The following is a 21,657-nucleotide window of genomic DNA, read 5'->3' on the forward strand; positions in this document are numbered from 1 at the left end:
TATGTCTAACTATCAAGAAGCAAAACGCGTTGTTCGTAACTACTTCGACGCAATGGAAAACGCAACGCATGAAAATGTTGCAGAAGTACTAAAAGCTCACACTTCAGAAGATTACCTATGGCGCGGTGTTTACCCGTTCCGTGAGCAAGAGGGTGCACAAGCAGCGGCTGACGTTTTCTGGGCTCCTTTGATGAAATCTATGACTCGCATGCAGCGTCGCCAAGATATCTTTATCGGTGGTGAGAACGAAGTCACCTCTGGCGAGATCTGGGTGATGAGCATGGGTCACTTCATGGGTCTATTCGACGCTGAATACCTAGGTATGCGTCCAACAGGCAAAATCATGAACATCCGTTACGCTGAATTCAACTGCGTAGAGAACGGCAAAATTACTAAAACCGGTCTTTTCCTAGACCTACTAGGTGTGATGGATCAAGCAGGCTGCTACCCACTTCCACCGTCAACAGGTAAGCACTTTACTTACCCTGGCCCTCGCAATCACGACGGTCTACTGTTTGAAGATGCAGCACCAGAAGAGGGTGTGGCGACACTCGCACTAGTGAACAAGATGGTTGATGATCTATCCGCACTTAACGATAGCGGTGCAATGGGTTGTCCGCCAGAAGTTCTAGCGAAGAGCTGGTCTGAAGATATGATCTGGTACGGCCCATGTGGTATCGGCGCATCTTACACGATTCCACGTTACCAACAGCAGCACCAACTGCCGTTCCGTAACAACCTAAAAGACAAGAAGTTTAACGGCCACGTATGTCGTTTCGCAGAGGGTAGCTTCTCTTGCTTCTTCGGCTGGCCAAACCTATCTAACACGCCAATCGGTGGTTTCCTCGGTATGACTGGCGGCGAAGTTCGTGCGGACATGCAAGTAGTGGACGTTTACTACCGTGATGGCGACAAGCTATCTGAGAACTGGGTACTGATCGATCTACCTTACTGGCTAAAACAGCAAGGTCTAGACGTGTTCGAGCGTACTTCAAGCATCCTTAACCCTTCTCTATAAAAGCAAAACCTACGGCTTGAGTGTCCTCTCAACCTCAAGCCAGCTCCCAACTGATGCCACAGGACGTGGCATCATATTCCCTGATGATTATTTTTAACGGGCTGTTAGGCACGGAGGCTTTCTATTGCCTGTAAAGTAGGAAGCAAATGAAAAAGTCTGCATTAAGTGTACTTGTATTAACCGCACTGACTTCTACGTCTGCGATGGCCGCACACACTTTTACCAATGACAATGGTGACACCTTAACAATTGATGGCCGTTTTGAAGTTCGTTACCAAAACAAAGCGCGTGATTTTAATAACAGCGCAGGTGACTATGAAGCGCGCAGTGATGAGTTCAACAGTGGTAGTTCCCGTTTCGGCTTTAAAGGTGTTAAGCAACTAGATAACGGGTGGCAAGGCTTTGGTCATGCAGAGTGGGGCTACAACTCTTCGTCGACTGCCAATGATATCTATAGCCGTCTACTATACGCAGGTTTAGAACACGAGAAGTGGGGTAAGATTGCCGCTGGTACTAAACAGTGGAGTACATTCTACGATGTAGCTTGGTACACCGACTTGGGTCGTACGTATGGCTCTCGCGGTACGGGTTATTACAACTTGGCGGACTGGGGTATTGCCTCTGGTACGGGCCGCGCGGAAAACTCTATCACTTACCGTAACAACGTCGGTGGTGATTGGAAATATGGCTTTACCTACCAAACCACACGAAACGATGTGGCACTTGCTGGCAGCGCAACCGCTACGCTGAAAAATGGTATAGGAGCGTCGACATCTTATGCATTTGGGAATGGGTTGACGCTTGGTCTGGCTTATCACCAGAATGAGCTCACGGATATCGAAAATGCATCGAATATCAGTGATGGTGACATCCAACGTATCGCGCTGTTGGGTGCAAACTACTCGCTAGGTGGTTTCTATGTTGGTGCGACATACAGCCAAGGTTCAAACTGGGAAGTCAATGACAACGCCGAGTTCTATGACTCACGCGGTGCTGAGCTTTACACATACTATCACTTTGATAATGGTCTGCGCCCAACACTTAACCTTAACTACTTGGCCAGCACTGATGACAATGGTAGCGGGTATGAGCGTCAAACGGTTATTCCTGGCTTAGAGTATCACTTCACCAAGAATACCTTCCTTCTTTGGGCAGAATACCAGTTTGATCAAGGTAACGACCAATATGTGCAAGATCACTACGATAACCGCGACAACCAATTCTCTGCGGGTATTCGTTACTACTTCTAATGAAGTGTTCCCTCAACCTGTAGCAATTTGGGAACAGGTAATTGTTGCGGGTTGATGGGTACAACCCATTTTAGATTATTGTTAACGGCTAAAGCCTTACATTTAAACGATGTAAGGCTTTTCTGTTTATGCATACGTACCATTTTTATGATACATTGTGCGCCATCGGTTAGGTGAATGATTACTATAAATGAATATCCCAAAACAAACGGTCACATCCAAAGACGTCGCTAAATTGGCCGGCGTTTCGCAGTCTACGGTCTCTCGAGTGTTTGTCGAGGGCAGTTCGGTATCTGAAAAAACGAAACAAAAGGTATTTGAAGCAGCTAAAGCGCTGAACTACCGTCCAAACGCTTTCGCGCGCAGCTTAACAACGAATCAATCCAAGCTGATTGGTTTAGTTTTCCCCGATGCAGACTATCCAATCCATATGAAAACGTTACAGCTTATCAGTAGTGAACTGCAAAAGCTGGGCTACTCAGCGGTGTTGATACCCTGGCAAGTCGATGGTGATAGTCATTCGATTCCTAATATTTTCCAGTATCGTGTCGATGGGGTGATCGCCGCATCGGCAACGTTCAATACCGCGCTGTATGAAGAGTGTGAAGAGTTTAATATTCCTATCGTTCAGTACGCGAGAGTGGTCGAAGGGACTAAGAGTAGCTACGTGATTAGTGATAACTACTCGGCAGGTCAAATTGCGGCTCAAAAGTTTGCTGATAGCGCACTCAATGATGTGGTGTATTTAACTGGTGAAGTACCGACTTTTACGAACCAAGAGCGCGTCAATGGCTTTTGCGACGAGTTTCAAACGTTAACCGGTAAGTCACCGAGAGTCATTGAAGCAAACTATGACTATAGTGGCTCGCTTGACGAGATCCGCACACTGCTGAGCGCTGGGAAGCCGCCTCAAGCCGTATTCTGTGCAACTGACAATTTAGCAATGGCCTTTATGGATATCGCCCGTTTTGAGTTCAATCTAGATGTGCCAAATGATGTGCAGGTCATTGGCTTTGATGATATTCCTCAAGCAACATGGCTAAGCTATCAGCTGTCTACCTTCCGTCAAGACTTCGCCCGTCTTGCTCGCGAGTCGGTAAAAATCATTTCAAATCAGATAAAAGAGAAAGACTCTAGCTTAGTGCGTTTGATGGTGCCGGTGCGCTTTATTGAGCGAAATAGTACCAAGTAACCTCGCTTTGTTTATCTGCGTCTATACTAGACGTGGTCAGACCTTATCATTCGAGTGAATTTGCCTATCCTTTGGATAGGCAAAACTTATTTTCTTTTTATCTAGCACGCTGTTAACATTGCGTCCGCTAAACAATTGCCCCATTGTCTAAGGAAAAAAGATGGTAATACCTGAAAACAGTAGCATCGTGATTTTTGGTGCTTCAGGCGACCTTACGTACCGTAAGTTGATCCCTGCTCTTTACCATTTGTACGCTAGCGACCAGCTACCAAAATCATTTGCTATTCTTGGTGTCAGCCGTACTCAGTACAGTGATGAGTCTTATCGCGAGAAGTTGAAAACTTCTTTGCAAGAGATGGAAAAGACCGAGCCAGAAACGCTCGAAGCATTTTGTAACCATCTTCATTATCAAGCGATTGATACCTCAGATACTCAAGACTACGCGAAACTCGCAACCCGCCTTGATGACGTTGCTAACCAATACGGTTTTGAACAACGTAACACGCTATTCTATTTGGCGACGCCGCCAAGCCTTTACAGCATTATCCCTGCGAGCCTAGCTGCTCACGGCCTTAATGATGAAAGCCAAGGCTGGAAACGCCTCATTATCGAAAAGCCATTTGGCTATGACTTGGCGTCTGCACGTAAACTCGACAAAGAGATCCACGAGCACTTCCAAGAGCACCAAATCTATCGTATCGACCACTACCTTGGTAAAGAAACGGTTCAGAACCTACTTGTTCTGCGTTTCTCAAATGCGATGTTTGAACCGCTTTGGAACCACCAGTATGTCGACTACGTCGAAATCACTGGCGCGGAATTCCTCGGTGTTGAAGAGCGTGGTGGCTATTACGATGGCTCTGGCGCGGTGCGCGATATGTTCCAAAACCACTTGCTACAAGTACTAGCAATGGTAGGCATGGAATCTCCGGCACAAATTAATGCTGACGCGATTCGCAACGAAGTGGTTAAAGTGCTGCAATGTCTGCGTCCGCTATCTGATGACGATTTGCGAAACAACCTTGTATTGGGTCAATACACAGAATCAAACGTTCGCGGGCAGTTCCTGCCTAGCTATCGTGATGAACATGGCGTAGCGGATGACTCGCGTACGGAAACCTACGTTGGTTTGAAGATGTTTATCGACAACTGGCGTTGGAATGGCGTGCCTTTTTATGTGCGCACAGGTAAACGTTTGCCAACACGTGTGACTGAAGTTGTGATTCACTTTAAACAAACGCCGCACCCAGTGTTTGGTAAAGATGCGCCAGAAAACAAACTGATCATTCGTATTCAGCCGGATGAAGGCATTCAAATGAGCTTTGGCTTAAAAGAGCCAGGCGCAGGTTTCAATGCCAAAGAAGTGAAGATGAACTTCCACTACGCGTCATTGCAAGAAACACAAATGCTTACAGCATACGAACGTCTTCTTCTTGATGCGCTAAATGGTGATGCTACGCTGTTCGCTCGAAGTGATGCGGTTGAGGCATGTTGGGAGTTTGTACAACCAATTCTGGACTTCAAACAAGATCCACAAGCGCTCTTTGGCTATGCATGTGGTACTTGGGGTCCTAAAGAGTGTGATCAGCTGCTTCAAAACGACGGTCGCGCATGGCGCTTCCCTTGTAAGAACCTGACTGACACAGATTACTGCGAACTGTAATCAAAGAATTATGTCGCGCTAGGAGAGCTGCACAACTTGGCGCGACCAAAAATTTCAAAGCAGCAAGTTAAGTTGCCGAATTGATGGAGAGAATGATGAAAGGTGATATTGGTGTAATTGGTCTGGCGGTAATGGGTCAGAACCTTATCCTAAACATGAATGACCATGGCTTTAAAGTTGTGGCTCACAACCGTACTGCTGCAAAAGTTGACGAGTTCCTAGAAGGCCCAGCGAAAGGTACCAACATTGTTGGCGCATACTCACTAGAAGAGCTAGTTGAGAAGCTAGAATCGCCACGTAAAGTGATGCTAATGGTACGTGCTGGTGACGTTGTCGATAAGTTCATCGAAGCACTAGTACCCCTACTAGACAAAGGCGACATCATCATTGATGGCGGTAACACAAACTACCCAGATACGAACCGTCGCGTTGCTGAGTGTCGTGAGAAAGGCATTCACTTCATTGGTACAGGTGTTTCTGGTGGTGAAGAAGGCGCTCGTTTTGGTCCTTCAATCATGCCAGGCGGCGCGGCTGAAGCTTGGGAAGCGGTTAAGCCTATCTTCCAAGGTATCTCTGCAAAAACTGACGCTGGTGAGCCTTGCTGTGACTGGGTTGGTAACGATGGTGCAGGTCACTTCGTTAAAATGGTACACAACGGCATCGAATACGGTGACATGCAGCTGATCACTGAAGCGTACCAGTTCATGAAAGATGGTCTAGGCATGTCTGCTGACGAAATGCAGGCTGTATTCGCAGATTGGAACAAGACAGAACTAGACAGCTACTTAGTAGAAATCACGGCTGACATCCTTGGTTACAAAGATGAAGACGGTGAGCCACTAGTAGAGAAAATCCTTGATACTGCCGGCCAAAAAGGCACAGGTAAATGGACAGGTATCAACGCACTAGACCTAGGTATTCCACTAACGCTTATCTCTGAGTCTGTTTTCTCTCGCTGTCTGTCTGCTCTTAAAGACCAACGCGTTGAAGCTGAGTCTCTATTCGGTAAGACAATCACACCAGTAGAAGGTGACAAGCAAGAGTGGGTTGATGCACTTCGTCAAGCACTACTAGCATCAAAGATCATCTCTTACGCTCAAGGTTTCATGCTAATGCGTGAAGCGTCAAACGAGAATGGTTGGGATCTAAACTACGGTAACGTAGCACTAATGTGGCGTGGTGGTTGTATCATCCGCAGCGCGTTCCTAGGTAACATCCGTGATGCATACGAAGCGAACCCAGATATCGCGTTCCTAGGTTCTGATGAGTACTTCAAAAACATCCTGAAAGGCAGCCTAGCGGCATGGCGTAAAGTAGCAGCGAAATCTCTAGAAGCAGGCATTCCAATGCCATGTACGATTTCGGCACTGTCTTTCCTAGACGGCTACACAACAGCGCGTTTGCCAGCGAACTTGCTTCAAGCTCAACGTGACTACTTCGGTGCTCACACTTACGAGCGTACTGACCGTCCACGTGGTGAGTTCTTCCACACTAACTGGACTGGTACAGGCGGCGATACAGCGTCTACAACTTACGACGTGTAATCCGTTCGACATCTAGAACAACGAATATTAAGCCTCGCTATTTAGCGAGGCTTTTTTTCGTCCAATGGCAAGAAACAGAAGCAGGTCACAGTGTTCTCGCATCACTGCGAGACCTATTCGAAAATAAGATACCTTCTAACGCACGACAAAGGTGACCGTCTGTCATAATGGAACGACTTTCATAGATAACATTGGACAGTTATCAAAAGGACTACTTAAGAAGGAAACGCCATGAGCTCATATCTCAATATTCTCTCTGCTGACGCTGCGTTATTTGACATAGTGACGCAGGCTCCACAACTTACGGACGTTGACCTTATTGAGCTTCCACCTCTAGATGGTAAGCCAAGTGTTGCTTACTTTGGGCCAAAACTAGATAACCACTCGATCTTAGAGCGATTGTCAAAGCAGGCGAGCGACAAGGATATTTACTATCGATATACAGATACTCATCAACAAGGTGCAGACAGCGCATTAGTTCACTATTGCAATGGGATCACGCGGGTATTACTTAAGTTTTCAAGTGATAATGGGGATTCACGGCGTTATCAAAATGAGTTGATTGCTGAAACGCATCAGCTAAGCCTGTAGGCCTTTTATCAGTACTTCTCTCATTTACAGTATGAGATTAAGTAAGAGGGACTTTTGCAAATAAGACAAAAGACATTTGTGACTTTGGTAATAAATTGTCATCCGGCAACTTGGTAGACTGAATGGATAACAATCAAAACTAAGGAGAAATCATGTCCCTTTCAATTCCAACGCTTGGTGCTGGTACATTTCGTTTGAAAGGCGAGGATGCCTACAATTCGGTAAAAATGGCGTTAGAGGCGGGATATCGTCACATTGATACCGCGCAGATCTACGGTAACGAAAAAGAAGTAGGTCAGGCTATTGCGGATTCGGGTATTGCGCGTGAAGAGCTGTATGTCACCACCAAAATCTGGATGGACAAGCTGGGGAAAGCGTCTTTCATTCCAAGCCTTGATGAGAGTCTAAAAGACTTGCAGCTAGAGCAGGTTGATTTGCTATTGATCCACTGGCCTCTAAAAGACGATGCAGTCCCAATGGAAGAGTATCTACAGGAACTTAAACACGCGCAGGATACGGGTCTTGCTCGTCATATTGGCGTATCTAACTTTACCGTCGTGCAAATGCAGCAGGCGATTGCTATTTTAGGCGAGGGCGTTCTCTACACCAACCAAGTTGAGGTTCACCCTTATCTGCAGAACCGTCAGGTTGTCGATTTTTGTCAGCAGCACCGTCTCATCGTAACCGGCTATATGCCATTTGCATACGGTGACGTACTGAAGGACGGCTCAATTAAACACATTGCAGAGAAACATCAGTCGACACCTGCACAAGTTGTGTTAGCGTGGATGGCGAAATCGGGCTTCGTGACCATTCCATCATCGACTAAGAAGGCTAACATCGAGAGCAATCTTGGCTACGTGGATGTGATGCTAACCGATGAAGATATGGAGACCATTGCCCATCTCGATCGAGGTCATCGTTTGGCAAACCCAGATTTCGCACCAGATTGGGACTAGATTTGGTGAGTTAGCTGCGAAGGATGAAAGAAAAACGTCAGGTATTTGCCTGACGTTTTTTATGACCGCCGTACCTACAAAAGCAATTGCACTAGCATACGTACTCCGGTAATTAGCAGTACGACAGCAAACACTTTTTTGAGCTTATTCGCGTCCAGTTTCGAGGCTAGAGAAGCCCCTATGGGTGCAAACAAGACTGTCAGAGGCACAATGCATAGGAACGCCAATAGGTTGACAAGACCAAATGTCCCTACCGGGGCGTCGGCAGGTGATTGACCTAAAATAAGCATAGTGACAGCGCCAGGTAGAGAAATAATTAATCCGATAGCAGCTGCTGTGCCAACGGCTTTGTGAGCGGGGTAATTGTAAAGTGTCAGAAGCGGAACGGATATAGTGCCACCACCGATGCCAACCATTGAGCTAAAAAAGCCGACAGAAGTGCCCATAGCCACTTGTCCGCCTTTACCGGGTAATGATTGAAACATCGCTGACTTACCCGTTCGAAATAGCATATTAAGAGCAGACATGCTTGCTATTGCGCCAAGCCACGTGCCGTTCATGCGCGTTACCAGCCAGCTTCCAGCCAAAACCCCAATAAAAATAAACATCGCCCAGTGCTTTAAAAGATCGAAGTCGACATTGTCTTTTCGCTTGTGGGAGCGGATAGAACTGATTGAAGTTGGAATAATCGTGGCCAAAGAGGTCGCTGTTGCCACGACCATCGCGGATTCTGGCGATACACCAAAACTCTGAAAAATGAAGAACAAGACGGGTACGATAACGATGCCTCCGCCCACCCCTAACAATCCCGCTAAGACGCCTGCAAATGCGCCCGTTGCAATTAGAGCTATAAGTGTTGAAATATTGTTGCTTAGAAACTCAATCATATTCAAAAATCGATAACGTTAAAATGATTACAAATAAAAACCAACAAACGAGATGTTAAGCGCAGAGCTCTTTTAGGACTATTTCAGCACCAGCTGCTAAAGCCTGTAGCTTGTTTCTTGCCACATCTCTTGAAAGAGGCGCCATGCCACAGTTGGTGCAAGGCAATAGCTTATCGGCATCAACATACTTTAGCGCTTCGCGAATCGTTGCCGCGACTTCTTCGGGCGTTTCAATGTTATTCGTGGCCACATCAATGGCACCGACCATCACTTTTTTGCCTTTTAGGAGTTCAAGGACTTCAAATGGCACTCGACCGTTATGACACTCTAAAGAGATAATATCGATAGTCGATTTTTGGAGCGCTGGAAATGTTCTTTCATAGTGGCGCCATTCTGTGCCTAGTGTTTTTTTCCAATCAGTGTTGGCTTTGATTCCATAGCCAAAGCAGATGTGAACCGCAGTTTCGCATTTTAAGCCTTCACAGGCTTTTTCTAGTGCTTGTATGCCCCAATCATTAACCTCATCGAGAAAGACATTAAAAGCCGGCTCATCAAACTGAATTATATTAACGCCAGCGGCTTCCAGCTCTTTGGCCTCTTCGTTTAGCGCTTTGGCAAACTCAAAAGCAAGCGTTCTACGATCTTGGTAATAATCATCATAAAGTGTGTCCACCATTGTCATCGGCCCAGGTAAAGCCCACTTTATCGGTTGATCTGTCTGTGTGCGCAAAAACTTGGCATCGTCTACAAAGACCGGCTTTTGGCGGCTCACGGAGCCGACAACGCCAGGCACACTGGCATCGTATCGGTGACGGATTCTCACTGTTTTCTTGTTTTCAAAATCAACACCACTCAAATTTTCAATAAAGGTGGTGACGAAGTGCTGGCGGCTTTGTTCGCCATCGCTGACGATATCAATACCTGATGTTTCTTGCTCTTGGAGTGTGACGCGCAGCGCATCTTGTTTACCGGTAATCAGCTCGTCTCCCTCTAACTTCCAAGGTGACCAAAGTGTTTCAGGTTCAGCCAACCAAGTTGGTTTTGGTAGGCTTCCGGCGGTTGAGATTGGGAATAGTTATTTCATCATCAATTCTTTCTATACCATAAAGTTAGAGTGCAGGCTCAGCAAAGTTGGCCACCCATTTTTCTAGAGTCAGTTGGTGCCTTTGAATATAGTGCTCTTCACACCACTTACCTTGTTCAACAGCTAGGCGATTAGGTTCCCCTCGGTCGTAAACCACTTGTGTTAAGGAGCAATCTAGGTTTTTAAGGCTCGGCTTGTACACTTCGCCCGCAACGGCATTTGAGTTATAGATCTCTGGGCGATATATTTTCTGGAAGGTTTCCATGGTGCTCAGCGTGCTGATCAATTCGAGCGTGCTGTAGTCATTCAACAAATCACCAAAGAAGAAGAACGCATACGGAGCGACACTGTTTGGCGGCATGAAATAGCGCACATCCATGCCCATTGTTTTGAAGTATTGCTCTGTCAATAAAGACTCATTGGGCTTGTACTCAACACCAAGAACAGGATGTTGATTACTCGTGCGATGATAGGTTTTGTTGTCTGATACACTCAAACAAATCACGGGGGGCTTACTGAAGTTTTCTTTGTAAGCGTTGGAGCTTATAAAGTCTTGGAACATTTTGCCGTGTAATTCACCATAATTAGCGGGTACAGAAAAGTGATCTTGACCTTGGTTGTGGTTGCGCAATACCACACTGAAATCGTAGTCACGGATGTAGGAAGAAAAGTTATTCCCCACAATACCTTCAATGCGTTTATTCGTATGGTTATCGACAATGTAGGTTGTTAACACCTCGATAGTGGGAAAGGTTTCACCATTACCCTCAACGTCAATATCGACGTGCACAATATCAAGCTCATCGGAATAATGGTTTTTATTTGGGTTGTCCCAATGTGCCAGACTGTTGAAACAGTTATTAATCATGTTGATTGCTTTACGAAGGTTTTCTTGGCGAGCTTCCCCGCGAGCCAAGTTAGCAAAGTTTGTCGTAAGACGTGTATTGCTCGATGGTGAATAGTGTTCATCAAATCGAACAGATTGAATGGAATAAATGAAAACGCTACTCATAATTGCCTAATACCCAAAGTTGATAAAAGCTTGGGAAAATGTCTTAGGTCAATACTAGGTTGAATTAACTATGATGAATATTGATTTAATTTTATTAATCCATGAGTGTTGCTCATGGATTGTCGCGGGTAGTGGTGACCAGTTAGCAAAATGGCGCACCTTAACGTGTTAGAACACTTTAATGTGCGCCATTGAGAGGGATTAGTGGTAGACGATGGGTATTAACTTATTTATCAATTTTGCCCGTCGGATGGTTATAACTGCGCGCCGTTTTTATGAAGGCAGTAAGGTAGTCGATGTTGCTGTCGCCTTCACGACGACCTAGATAAATCTGTTTGGCGATACCATTTTCCCCTAAGCGAACAACCGACAATGGCAGTTTTTTGCAATACTCTTCTGCGAGCCAGCGTGGTAGTGCCGCTACACCGCGCCCAAATGCAACCATTTGCAACATGATATCGGTGGTTTCAACGGTTTTGTGTTGTTTCGGGACAACTTGAGCCGGGTTAAGGAACTGAGCGTAAACATCAAGGCGATCTTTTTCGACTGGGTAGGTAAATAATACTTGGTCACGAAGATCTTCAGCTGTCGCATACGGAAGGGAAGTTAACGCGTGATCAGTGGGCACAACAAGCACTTGTTCGTAATCAAATACGGGTTCAAAAACTAGGCCAGACTTGTAGTACGGATCCGGAATTACCAGAAGGTCAATTTCATAATCCAATAACGCGCCAACGCCACCGAATTGGAATTTCTGTATGACATCGACATCTACGTCTGACCACGTCTCTAAGAAAGGCGATACTACTTTGAGAAGCCACTGATAGCAGGGGTGGCACTCCATACCAATCCTCAATGTGCCTCGTTCGCCCAAAGCGATTTGTTTGAGTCGTTCTTCAGCACTTACTAAGAGAGGAAGTGCGCGATTGGCAATGTTGAGGAGGTATTGGCCGGCTTGGGTCAGTCTTAGGCTTCTCCCATCACGTACCCAAACTTCTGTCCCGAGATTGGCTTCCAGTTTACGCATTGTATGACTTAATGCGGACTGTGTGACACAGAGTTCTTTTGCAGCGGAAGTCAGTGAGCCGTGCTGATGGACGGCATGAATAATTTTAAGATGAATACGTTCTAGCATATTTTATTATGAATAAAAGTAATCGATTGTTTATATTATATCACTTTTGATCATCTGAAAACTGCTCTAGTCTGTCCGTTAATCGAATGGCTTACTTTAACGGACAAGCTTTCAAGGAAAGTGATTTCTAGGACAGAGAATTATGAACAATGAAACTACAGAGCTCCCCATTGCGCGTCACTCAGTCAGTGTGACGGATATTGTGCCATTGAATAAGCACACCTACTTAATTGAACTTCTCGCGCCAAAGGAAACATCGCTAGACTACCGAGCGGGGCAATACTTGAAGCTTGAACTTGATGTGAATCAAGATGATAAACCGCTATGGCTTTCTTACACCATCTCCAGCCGACTAGATCCTGAACAGCCAAATCGGGTGTGCTTGATTATACAATGTACTAGCGAGTTCTCTGGTAAAGTTATTGACTGTTTGGCTGCACTGAAAACTAACCAAAAGCCAGTAAGCATCATGCTGGCTATGGGAAAAGCGTTTCTACAGACCGAACTCGACACGCCTCATCTGCTGGTGGCGGCGGGTTCAGGAATATCGAAAATTAAATGTATAACCGAAGAAATTTTACATAAAAGTCCCGAAACACCTATTGATATCTATTGGACTAATCGCAGCCGCGAGGACTTCTTCCTTTTAGAACTGTTTCATGATTGGGCAACGCAATATAAAAATTTGAGATTCACCGAGATTTTAGAATCTGCACAGTTAGGCTGGACGGGAAGGGTGGGCTTTCTCTATGAAGTGATACAACAAGATTTTTCAGATCTTAAAGATGCCAGTGTTTATTTGTGTGGCTCGGAAAAAATGGTTTACGGCACAATTGACCAGCTTAAATCTAACGGCTTGGAAGAGGCGAGTTGTTACTCAGACGTATTTGAATTTGCACCGAGACTCTAGTACGAAGAATAGGGGAGCAACAAAGGCGGGCATGAATAGATTTGGATAGAGCCTATTTACTATAAAGATCATGACGAAAAGAAAGAGGACTGCGCCTCTTTCTTTTTGTTTACATGAGCCACTACTTCTTCTTCATCATATTCGCAAGACCGGCAAATGGATTGTGCGTCGCCGCCTGATGATTGTCCTCTCCCGGTTTCACCTCACTACCGTACAAATCGTGTTCGGTGTACTTTGAATGCTCGTGATCATGACAGTAAAGGCACAGCAACTCCCAGTTGCTGCCGTCTTCAGGGTTGTTAGTATGATCGTGATCTTTGTGGTGAACAGTTAGTTCTCGTAGATTGGAGTACACAAACTCGCGCGCGCAACTGCCACACACCCAAGGGTAGAGCTTGAGCGCTTTTTCGCGGTAATCACTTTCTTTGCGCGCGTAGGCAGCGCTGCTTCCATAAAAATCTGACGACATACTTCACTCTCATAACAGTACTAGGCTTAATAGTTCAAATAATACCATAGTGTTTTGATTGAACCACTAAAGCTTGCTTCTAGAGCCTATGAAGAGTAGTGAGAGAAACAACAGAATCTGTCTTAATCGGGTGATAACAAATAAGCTATCTATTTGTCAGCAAGGGTTTTCGCAGCTGCGCGCATAAGTGCAGGCCCTTTATTCTCACCGAAACCAGAATGGTATGGGTTCGTTGAGAACATGACGCCAACAAAATCACGTGCAGGGTCAATGTAAATAAATTGGCCTAAGTTACCGCTCTTAGACATCGCACCATCATCGAAAATAAAGTCGAACTGATAAGCATTGTAATCGGCTTTCTCATTGTAAGCATGGATAGATGAGGTTTCTTTTTCTGTGCCAACAAATGCTTTTTTGTCGCCACTGCTACGAATACGATCAATCACGGCTTGTGAAACAACAGGTTCGTCTGCCACGGCGCTCCAGCTTGGTGTAAATAAGGTACCCCATCTCGCCATATCTTCGACCGTGGTAGAAACCAGTCCTACTGCGATAGCCATCCCATCAGGTGTTAGATTGAATTTCATTGATTGGCGAGCATTTACTTTCGACCAAACACGATCTTCGAATACACGAGTCCATGTTTTATTCTCAACATTTTCTACCATCTTGGTGAGAACCATAGTGTTGATAGACGCATAACGGAAATGGTCACCCGGTTCTTCACCTTCGAGCTTTTGTGCACCCTTGGCGACATTCATCCAACTTTCGAGCTCACCCGTTTTAGCTCTGGGAGAGTTAAACGAAGCGGCGAAAAAGCGCACGACATCTGAGTCAGGATTAAGGATAGATTGAAGAGTCTCTTCATTATCTAGGCCGGTCGCCATGTTTAATACATTGTGAACAGTGATCGTGTCCCAATTTGTTCCCTTTAGTTCGGGTACGTATTTTGTGATGCTCACTTCGGGATCAATTTTACCTTCTTCTACCAACATCGCGACGACGGTTCCGACTGTGGTTTTCGCTGCTGATGCCCAGATATGCGAATCTGTAGGTTTCATGCCTGGGTATGCCTCGTATACGATCTTACCATGGTGGATGAGCATGAAGCCCTGAGTACGGAATTGCTCATCAGCAAGGTACTCGTCCATGGTCAATTCACCTTTGGTTTCTGTGTTAACTTTTAGGTCGCCAAGTTGACTTTGAATGTCTTTAACTAACGGTTTGTAGTGTTCGCTTGGTGCGGCGAACGCGGTTGGCATGAACTCACTCATGTGCATGTTGTAGTAAAGAGCGTGGTCGCCACCCATTTGCCAGTGGAAGTTATTAAACTCGTTTCGAGCTGCTTCAGTGAACGCAGGCGTTGCAGCACTTTTAGCCTCTTTTACAGGAACGGTAACAAGTGCTCCTTCGACCTGAAGGGCTGCCTCGACTGGGTTTAATGTTGTCGTGTTTTCATTCGCCAGTACAGTATTCGATAATGTGATAGCAGCGGTCAGTGCAAGTACGATTGGTTTAACTTTCATCTTCATGTTCCTGAGTAATTAGTATGCCGCTACTATAATGTTGGAGTACTATTGGATATAGGTCATTTACTGCCATCGAGGAGAGTTGACGGAATGCACAATCAAATTAATACGACGCTTTCGGAAAACTTACGTCCCTTTATCGAGTATTTTGATAAACATGGTATCTACTGGACAGAGACAGCAGATAAACACAACATACCGATTGATGGGGTCATGGATTCGCTTTGGTTGCCATCAGACCAAGTGATGAATTTTCTGTTGGAAATGAACCGCATGACACAAAAAAATCTTGGTTATGAAGTCGGGAAGTCACTGTCACTTGTTGATATTTCTCCAGCTCTAGATAGAGAAATCAGTGAGTGTGGTGATATCGAAGCTTGCATGCATAAGCTGATCGATATTATGCCCCAGTTAAACAGCCATGTGGTTGTTTGGACAGAAAAAATAGATGGGTTATGGTTTCTGTGTCATCGGAGTGCGTACTCTTCAAAATCGGTGGGATATGATCAATCAGAGTGGTTTCGAACGTTTGCACTCGTGTCACTGTGCCGCCAATTTATAAACGAAGCGTGGGTGCCCAAGCGTGTATTTATGAGCTTTCCCGCTCACTTAGCTGACAACAACGCCGTTGATAACAATATCTATTCATTTAATCATCCCAATGGTGCTATTCAAGTGCCGTTGAGCAGCAACTTTACACCTGTTCGAGATGATGGAAGAGACTTAGACTGGATAACTCGGATACGAAGGCTATCTGCCACCTATGCGGTATTACCCTGTTTTACCGTTCAATGGTTCGGTCATTTGATAGGGCTCTCTACTAGAACACTGCATCGCCGGCTAGAGCTCAATGGAACATCATTTAAGGCCTTGAGAGATGAAGTGAGAAATCAACATGCAAAGCGCTTGCTAGTCGTAGAGCGGTTGATGCCTCAAGATGTCGCTTGGCGTTGTGGGTACAATGATTTATCAAACTTTAATCGAGCCTTCAAATCGTGGAATGATTGCACGCCTTCGCAGTTTAGAAAAAGAAAACTTTGATGAGTAAGATAGGGATGTCGTGAATAGAATGATTGATGGGGCTACAAACGAAACGTCCATGTTATCGCTATGCTTCAACCAAATTTTACGATGAAATCTGCCAAACAGAGATTAGAAATAAGCTTTGAAAAATGCCCAAGTAACGGTGTCATTGATGTCGATTTTTTGACTGGAAGAAGTCATATGCCCACTTGAGTTTTCTATTTTGAATTGTGCCCAATTTTTCCCGTCACTAGAAATTGGCGTGCCAAGAATGAGGGACGTTTTGACAATGGATGTGTCAATGCTACCGTCTAGATACGTGTATTCAGGATTGAGCATTATATACGTGCCATCTTCTCCGGTCTTATAACTTAGGTAAATAGCAGCCATACCACCAACGATACCTTCATCGGATTCTCCCATCATACGCGTGAAATCTGAATCGTATTTACCGCCGAGTAAGCCGACACGAGCAAAACCCATTAAGTTTTTGACACCAGGATTAACCATTGAAACGGCACCTAATGCACCTGTTGTGAAGTTTTGATTATCGATAATATCGATCGATGCGGCCACTTTAGGCGCAACGCTATTAGTGGTGCTAAAAACCTGGAAATACTGGAGGCGACTGTCTTTATAGTTTCCTTGATTATCAATACTGGCCTCGAGTGTACCCATGGACATACTTGAGCTGCCACCATTAGTTAAACTTATCGAAGTAGATAACTTGAGATCGCCCTGATTATTGAGACCCAAGTAGCCGGAGGTATTGACCGCAGTAATATCCGAAGGATCGATTTTCGCTTCTGTCTCATTTGCAAAAGTTGCATGGACACTCATGCAACACATTGATGTTAAGACGATTTTTTTAGTTAAAGTTCTCATGTAGCACCCTTATTGTATTAAGGGCGGGACTATAGAGTATGTGACTATTGTTAAATAGGTCAATTTCTGCCATTGAGAATGAGAGAGAAATTGTGCTTACTTGAATTGCTTTAGTGCCTAAGGTGGGCGCCAGAGAAACTCTGACGCTCTAATACCTCGACTGATACATTGCGATAGGCTCTACCGTAATGTATGGAATCCAGAATAAATACGTGTAAACGTGGTAAACCAACAAGCAGTACCAAAGACGAATGCAATAGCCGAAAAATGCTGTGGGAATAAACAAAGCAGCACAAAACAGCCGATGGTTTCTGTTCCTTCGGTCAATCCACTCATGTAGTAAAGCGATTTATGCTTATAAATCGGGTTTTCAATACCTCGCTTTCCTGCCATCACCGCAAATGCTAAGAAACTGGTACCCGTGCCAATGAATGAAAATATCAAAAACGCTCCAGCGATAGCATTTTGTTCAGGATTCGCGATGACAAAACCAAACGGAATCAGCGAATAAAACAAGAAGTCGAGACTGATATCGAGAAAGCCTCCGGCATCACTGATTCCTTGAATTCTCGCAAGCGCACCGTCTAAGCCATCGCAAACACGATTAAGAATAATGAGGGCAAGCGCGAGTGAATATTGCTCAAAAGCAAGAGCAGGGAAGGCTAGGCAGCCAAGAGCAAAGCCGAACAACGTAGTTTGATTTGCGGTAACGCCAGCCTTATTTAATACTCTCGCCGATTGCGATAATGGCCAACGAATGACTTTGATACTTAAACGATCAAGCATGAGTAATCTCCCATGGCCATTTAAGCACTTGGCTCCCTTGAGGGATATCATCTTCATCGTGCGTCACCATTAGAGTAGGGACGTTGGCTTGTTTTAACTGATCCATTACCCAGTCTCGAAATTGCACGCGCAGCTCCTTATCAAGCTTGCTAAATGGTTCATCTAATAAAGCAACCTCGGGCTTTGCTAGTAGCATACGGGTTAAGCTGATTCGCGCTCGTTGACCTCCGGAGAGTTGCTCGGGGTATTGCTCGGCAAGCTTAGAAAGCTTGACTTTACTCAGTGCTTCCATCGCTTGATCCTTACGATTTGAACCTTTGATCTGATTAGGCAGAGCAAACGCTAGGTTCTCCCACACATTAAGATGAGGAAACAGCAAATCGTCTTGGAACAGTATGCCGACGCGACGTTTGTGAGGAGGCAAGGTGTCGATTCGCTGTCCGTTGAGTTGGATCTTTCCAGAGTATGTGAATTCAGGAGCAAGGTGACCGGCGACGACATCAAGCAAGGTCGACTTACCACAGCCACTAGGTCCCATCAAAGTCAGAATAGCTCCTGAGTCGATAGAGAAGTTGCAATTAGAAAACAGCACCTCACCATCACACTTACGGATGGCGAGGTTTTCTAGCAAGAGCGTCATTAACTAACAATCCTTTAATTTTAATTCGGCGATATCGGGTGTGAAGGCGATTAACCAGCACCGCAATGGTGAAAAAGAGCAGAGGCAGTAGAGCTTGGAATAGGGCATATATCGCAGTGACACGTCTATCGAATCCGCTTGAGAGAGCAACGGCTTCGGTTGTAATGGTCGCTACACGCCCTGCACCGAGCACTAGTGTTGGTAAATACTGAGCTAGACTCACGCTAATACCAATCGCCCAAGCAAAAATTATGGCAGGAAGCAATAATGGCAGTTTGACGTGAAACCAAGTGTAGAGTGGACTTTTACCCAGACTCATGGACGCTTTTGTAAGCTGGTCGTTGAACCCTCGCCAAGGTCCATCTAAGGATAAATAAACAAATGGAAAGGCGAAAAATACGTGAGACCAACACACCCACAATAGATAAGCGTTGTCATTGAGCATCAAGGTCGCTACTTGCAAGCCAAACAAAATACTAAGCTGTGGAAGTAGCATTGGAATCGCAATAACGTAGCCGGGTACTTGCAGTCGATACTTGTTTCGATACTCGTGACCAACGATGGCAAGTATTAGTGCAATAGACGCTGATATTATAGCGATCGTCATACTTTGGCTGACTACGCTGGTCATTCCTTCCCATTCGTACTCCCAAAACCTCATGGTATAACGAGATGGCAATAGATCAGGGAAGCGCCAGCGTTGAGCAAAGGTCCAAAGGATGGTGAGCGGTATCATAACGGTGACGATGCCAACAATAACCACAAACAGTGACTTTCCTGGAAGACGAATCGCGTAACGTCCAGAGTATTGCCAGCGATTAGCGTATCTGACGACGATAAACTCGACCAGTCTAGCCAACCCTATCAGCAGTGACGCAATGACAAACAGAATCACGGCACCTGCACTGGCTCTTGGAAGTAGGTTGAGGTCGGGATCGTTAAACCACTGCCATACAAGAACAGCAAACGTGGGCGGGTTAGTCGGACCAATAATCAAGGCTACATCCACTACAGACAAGCTATACGCGATGACAGCGAGCATTGGAAAACGAATTTTGGCAAACCATTGAGGCAGGATGATTTTCCACCATGCAGCGGCTTCGGAGTAACCAAGCGATGAGGCGATCTTCAATGATTCACACACCTTCAGTTGGCGCAATATAGGAATACTCATCAAAAGAAGAAAGGGAACCTCTTTGATGGCAAGCATCAAGGTCAGGCCGATACCGTAGGGATCTTTTACCAACCAAGGCGCAGATTGGCTGCTAATTCCAAAGATCTCGACAAGTATGCGTGCTCCAAATCCTGTTGGTGCGAACAGAAATGCAAAGCCGATAGCAAACGCGACGTGCGGCAGTGCTAGAAGTGGCGATAGCGCCAGTTCAATCTTCTTCCACCAACGGCTGTTCCAACTTGCTGCGATAATGGAAAAAGAGAGGAAACAAGCTAAATAGCTGCTCACAATAGCAGTGGTGAAAGTGAGTGTGATGGACTTCTCGACACCTTGCCACGCGAAAACACTCTCAAATCCGGTAAAGGTAAACTCATTCTGGTTGAGCGGAGGAATATAACCGAGCGAGGTCACTACCACACCCGCCAAACCGGGTATGGTAGGGAGAATGCAGACAACAACCAAGATGGCGTACAACAGCCTTAGCATAATCGTTAACTTAATCTTCCGTTAGCTGCCGTAACGTTTGAGCCACTCTTGCTCAAGTGCGCTTTGCCAGCTCGGATGAGGCTCTGCTACTGACTTAAATTGTTGAGTCTTAGCGGCGCTTCCTTTTAGGTACTGTTTATTGAGGACAGATGGATCGCCCCAAATGTTGATGTCGCCTTTACGAGATTGCGCTTCAGGACTCAATAAGAAGTTAATCGCCACCAACGCCCCTTCTTTGGCATTGGCATTCCATGGTATCGCAAGGAAATGGATGTTGGATAAAGCGCCACTTTCCATTGCATAAGCACTTGTCGTATCGCTTAGATTCCCGCTAGCTTGAGCGGAAAAAACAGCGTTAGGGTTAAATGTGAGAGCAAGATCTAACTGACCATCATCAAGCAATTGAATGGTTTCTGCTGTGCCTGCAGGGAACTGCTTACCACCGCGCCAAGCGACTTTATGAAATTCGTCTAGATAGTTCCAAAGCGGCTGGGTGACAATCTCGAAATCCGCCTCTGAAACCGGCTTAGCCAAGGATGGATCGTTGTCGGTGAGCTCGATTAATAGCGATTTTAGAAAACTGGTGCCATGAAACTCAGGTGGTTTAGGGTAGCTTAACTTGTTCGGAAATGCCTTAGCATAATTGAGCATTTCGGAATAAGACACTGGTGGGTTATTCAGGCTTTGCGTGTCGTGGATGAAAACCAGCTGGCCGACACCCCAAGGGGCTTCCAACCCTTCAGTCGGTTCAGAGAAATCGCTATCGACAGGGAGGGATTTGTCTACGTACTGCCAGTTTGGTAGCGTGGATACAAATGGGCCGTAAAGTAAGGCATTATCTTTCATAGATTTAAAGTTTTCGCCGTTAATCCACACCATATCGACACTGCCACCGTCGCTCTTACCGGCTGCTTTTTCTGCTAATAAACGTGAACCCGTTTCTGAGATATCGGTAACTTTGACGTGATTGAAATCTACGCCATATTGAGCCTTTAGTTCTTTACCTGCCCACTGAAGGTAGCGGTTGATTTCTTGGCTTCCTCCCCAAGCGTGGAAGTAAACGGATTGACCTTCCGCTTGTTTGACGATGTTTTCCCAAGATTTTTCTTCAGCGAAAGCGCTGGATGTGCTGAGCGCTACGGCAATTAACGCGGCGGAAGAAAACATTGACGTGTTGAACATAGAATTTTTCATGCTGGTGTCCGTATCTTTATAGTGTGTGGCTAACCTTGCCAAAAAATGGAACAAACCATTTAGGTGTAAGTAAATGATAGTAAAGGTTAGAGCACGTTTATCAATACCCTTTGCTCGAACAATAGGGCTATCACAAAATTAGATTCAACGAACGAGACCGTTGCATGATATGCAAAATTTCAAGATTTGTTAAAAAACATTATAACAATAAGCAGCAAGGCTTTTT

General features: G+C 45.4%; 20 protein-coding genes. 9 read left to right on the top strand and 11 right to left on the bottom strand.

Annotated features, from left to right (window positions below; translation table 11 throughout):
• Window position 1 precedes the first annotated feature (1 nt).
• The 7 genes from L4C42_RS03450 (at window position 2) to dkgB (ending at window position 8,217) form a co-directional block, all read left to right on the top strand.
• Window positions 2-1,018, top strand: a complete 1,017-nt coding sequence (locus tag L4C42_RS03450; RefSeq protein ID WP_353496445.1) for a nuclear transport factor 2 family protein — start codon at window positions 2-4, stop codon at window positions 1,016-1,018.
• Between the two features lie 146 nt (window positions 1,019-1,164).
• Complete coding sequence (locus L4C42_RS03455) at window positions 1,165-2,268, top strand: porin (RefSeq protein WP_429759344.1); 1,104 nt, start codon at window positions 1,165-1,167, stop codon at window positions 2,266-2,268.
• A gap of 190 nt (window positions 2,269-2,458) precedes the next feature.
• Window positions 2,459-3,460: a LacI family DNA-binding transcriptional regulator gene (locus tag L4C42_RS03460; RefSeq protein ID WP_353496443.1), complete on the top strand. Its 1,002-nt coding sequence runs from the start codon at window positions 2,459-2,461 to the stop codon at window positions 3,458-3,460.
• 160 nt (window positions 3,461-3,620) lie between these two features.
• Window positions 3,621-5,123: a glucose-6-phosphate dehydrogenase gene (gene zwf / locus L4C42_RS03465; RefSeq protein WP_353496442.1), complete on the top strand. Its 1,503-nt coding sequence runs from the start codon at window positions 3,621-3,623 to the stop codon at window positions 5,121-5,123.
• 95 nt (window positions 5,124-5,218) lie between these two features.
• Window positions 5,219-6,667, top strand: a complete 1,449-nt coding sequence (gene gnd / locus L4C42_RS03470; RefSeq protein ID WP_353498707.1) for a decarboxylating NADP(+)-dependent phosphogluconate dehydrogenase — start codon at window positions 5,219-5,221, stop codon at window positions 6,665-6,667.
• A 231-nt stretch (window positions 6,668-6,898) separates the two neighbouring features.
• Window positions 6,899-7,258, top strand: coding sequence for a hypothetical protein (locus L4C42_RS03475; RefSeq protein WP_429759347.1), 360 nt, complete (start codon window positions 6,899-6,901; stop codon window positions 7,256-7,258).
• A gap of 152 nt (window positions 7,259-7,410) precedes the next feature.
• Entirely contained in the window at window positions 7,411-8,217 is an 807-nt protein-coding gene (gene dkgB, locus L4C42_RS03480) for a 2,5-didehydrogluconate reductase DkgB (protein WP_429759349.1), read from the top strand.
• Between the two features lie 74 nt (window positions 8,218-8,291).
• Here dkgB and L4C42_RS03485 read toward each other — a convergent pair whose 3' ends face one another.
• From L4C42_RS03485 to L4C42_RS03500, 4 genes are all read right to left on the bottom strand, one after another.
• Window positions 8,292-9,104 (bottom strand): sulfite exporter TauE/SafE family protein, encoded by an 813-nt coding sequence (locus L4C42_RS03485; protein WP_353496439.1) that lies wholly within the window; start codon window positions 9,102-9,104, stop codon window positions 8,292-8,294.
• Between the two features lie 55 nt (window positions 9,105-9,159).
• The gene (locus L4C42_RS03490; RefSeq protein ID WP_353498706.1) at window positions 9,160-10,170 is read right to left on the bottom strand and encodes a methionine synthase; all 1,011 of its coding nucleotides are present in this window, start codon (window positions 10,168-10,170) and stop codon (window positions 9,160-9,162) included.
• A gap of 43 nt (window positions 10,171-10,213) precedes the next feature.
• On the bottom strand, window positions 10,214-11,200 hold the full coding sequence (locus tag L4C42_RS03495; protein ID WP_429759351.1) for a putative oxygenase MesX: 987 nt from the start codon (window positions 11,198-11,200) through the stop codon (window positions 10,214-10,216).
• A gap of 226 nt (window positions 11,201-11,426) precedes the next feature.
• Window positions 11,427-12,335 carry a LysR family transcriptional regulator gene (locus L4C42_RS03500; RefSeq protein WP_418642139.1) on the bottom strand — a complete coding sequence of 303 codons (909 nt, stop codon included), beginning with the start codon at window positions 12,333-12,335 and terminating at the stop codon, window positions 11,427-11,429.
• A 142-nt stretch (window positions 12,336-12,477) separates the two neighbouring features.
• On the opposite strand from L4C42_RS03500, the gene L4C42_RS03505 reads away from it, so the two are divergent.
• Window positions 12,478-13,245 carry a ferredoxin reductase domain-containing protein gene (locus tag L4C42_RS03505; RefSeq protein ID WP_353496436.1) on the top strand — a complete coding sequence of 256 codons (768 nt, stop codon included), beginning with the start codon at window positions 12,478-12,480 and terminating at the stop codon, window positions 13,243-13,245.
• A 121-nt stretch (window positions 13,246-13,366) separates the two neighbouring features.
• On the opposite strand, the gene L4C42_RS03510 is transcribed toward L4C42_RS03505, so the two are convergent.
• Together L4C42_RS03510 and L4C42_RS03515 are read right to left on the bottom strand one after the other, a co-directional pair.
• Window positions 13,367-13,714, bottom strand: a complete 348-nt coding sequence (locus tag L4C42_RS03510; protein ID WP_353496435.1) for a YajD family HNH nuclease — start codon at window positions 13,712-13,714, stop codon at window positions 13,367-13,369.
• A gap of 149 nt (window positions 13,715-13,863) precedes the next feature.
• Entirely contained in the window at window positions 13,864-15,240 is a 1,377-nt protein-coding gene (locus L4C42_RS03515; protein ID WP_418642141.1) for a serine hydrolase domain-containing protein, read from the bottom strand.
• A 93-nt stretch (window positions 15,241-15,333) separates the two neighbouring features.
• Here L4C42_RS03515 and L4C42_RS03520 point away from each other — a divergent pair, with 93 nt between their 5' ends.
• Window positions 15,334-16,284, top strand: coding sequence for a helix-turn-helix domain-containing protein (locus L4C42_RS03520; RefSeq protein ID WP_353496433.1), 951 nt, complete (start codon window positions 15,334-15,336; stop codon window positions 16,282-16,284).
• A gap of 111 nt (window positions 16,285-16,395) precedes the next feature.
• Here the strand turns inward: L4C42_RS03520 and L4C42_RS03525 are convergent, their stop codons facing one another.
• From L4C42_RS03525 to L4C42_RS03545, 5 genes are all read right to left on the bottom strand, one after another.
• Window positions 16,396-17,151 carry a hypothetical protein gene (locus tag L4C42_RS03525; protein WP_353496432.1) on the bottom strand — a complete coding sequence of 252 codons (756 nt, stop codon included), beginning with the start codon at window positions 17,149-17,151 and terminating at the stop codon, window positions 16,396-16,398.
• 180 nt (window positions 17,152-17,331) lie between these two features.
• The gene (locus L4C42_RS03530) at window positions 17,332-17,937 is read right to left on the bottom strand and encodes a CDP-alcohol phosphatidyltransferase family protein (protein WP_353496431.1); all 606 of its coding nucleotides are present in this window, start codon (window positions 17,935-17,937) and stop codon (window positions 17,332-17,334) included.
• Window positions 17,930-18,577 (bottom strand): ATP-binding cassette domain-containing protein, encoded by a 648-nt coding sequence (locus tag L4C42_RS03535; protein WP_353496430.1) that lies wholly within the window; start codon window positions 18,575-18,577, stop codon window positions 17,930-17,932. The genes L4C42_RS03530 and L4C42_RS03535 overlap by 8 nt, the downstream gene beginning before the upstream one ends.
• Window positions 18,543-20,237 carry an ABC transporter permease gene (locus L4C42_RS03540; protein WP_353496429.1) on the bottom strand — a complete coding sequence of 565 codons (1,695 nt, stop codon included), beginning with the start codon at window positions 20,235-20,237 and terminating at the stop codon, window positions 18,543-18,545. The genes L4C42_RS03535 and L4C42_RS03540 overlap by 35 nt, the downstream gene beginning before the upstream one ends.
• 21 nt (window positions 20,238-20,258) lie before the next feature.
• A complete protein-coding gene (locus L4C42_RS03545; RefSeq protein ID WP_418642272.1) occupies window positions 20,259-21,404 on the bottom strand; it encodes an ABC transporter substrate-binding protein in 1,146 nt (381 codons plus the stop codon).
• Window positions 21,405-21,657: the final 253 nt, after the last annotated feature.

It is taken from the genome of Vibrio wakamikoensis, from assembly GCF_050337275.1.
GTDB classification, from domain to species: domain Bacteria; phylum Pseudomonadota; class Gammaproteobacteria; order Enterobacterales; family Vibrionaceae; genus Vibrio; species Vibrio chaetopteri.